A 569-nucleotide genomic window follows, 5' to 3' on the forward strand; every position below is an offset into this window, starting at 1 on the left:
GATCAACATCCACGTCATGACACCCTCCTTCCCCGGCTACGCCGCGCGCGAGCGCATCGGCCGGAAACCACCCAATACGATTGCCGCGACCGCGGCGGCCAGTCGCGGCCGGCGCGCCCCGCCCCGGCATGCGCAGGCGCGCGATGCGCGCCACACGTCAGCACTCGTCAGCACTCGTCAACGCGCGGACACCGGACGCACCGCGGCGGCGGCCCGCTTCGCGCGCTCGCGCGCTTCGTCGACGTTCGCGCCCGTCGCGAGCGCGACGCCCATCCGGCGCTTCGCGAAGCTCTCGGGCTTGCCGAACAGCCGCAGATCGGCGCCCGGCACCGCGAGCGCGTCGCGCACGCCCTCGAACGCGATGCCCGCTTCGTCGAGCCCGCCGTAGATCACGGCCGACGCGGCGGGCGTCGCGAGCGCGGGCTCGACCGGCAGGCCGGGGATCGCGCGCGCATGCAGCTCGAACTCCGACTGGCGCTGAGACGCGAGCGTCACGAGCCCCGTGTCGTGCGGGCGCGGGCTCACCTCGGAGAACCAGACATCGTCACCGCGCACGAACAGCTCGACGC

1 protein-coding gene is annotated in these 569 nt (G+C 74.2%); it reads right to left on the bottom strand.

Annotated elements, in window-relative coordinates:
• Positions 1-177 precede the first annotated feature (177 nt).
• Positions 178-569 (bottom strand): ATP-grasp domain-containing protein (locus J5M56_RS23950; RefSeq protein WP_207937935.1); only part of this gene is annotated, 392 nt, incomplete at its 5' end.

Source organism: Pseudomonas sp. 51_B (genome assembly GCF_017491595.1).
GTDB classification, from domain to species: domain Bacteria; phylum Pseudomonadota; class Gammaproteobacteria; order Pseudomonadales; family Pseudomonadaceae; genus Aquipseudomonas; species Aquipseudomonas promysalinigenes.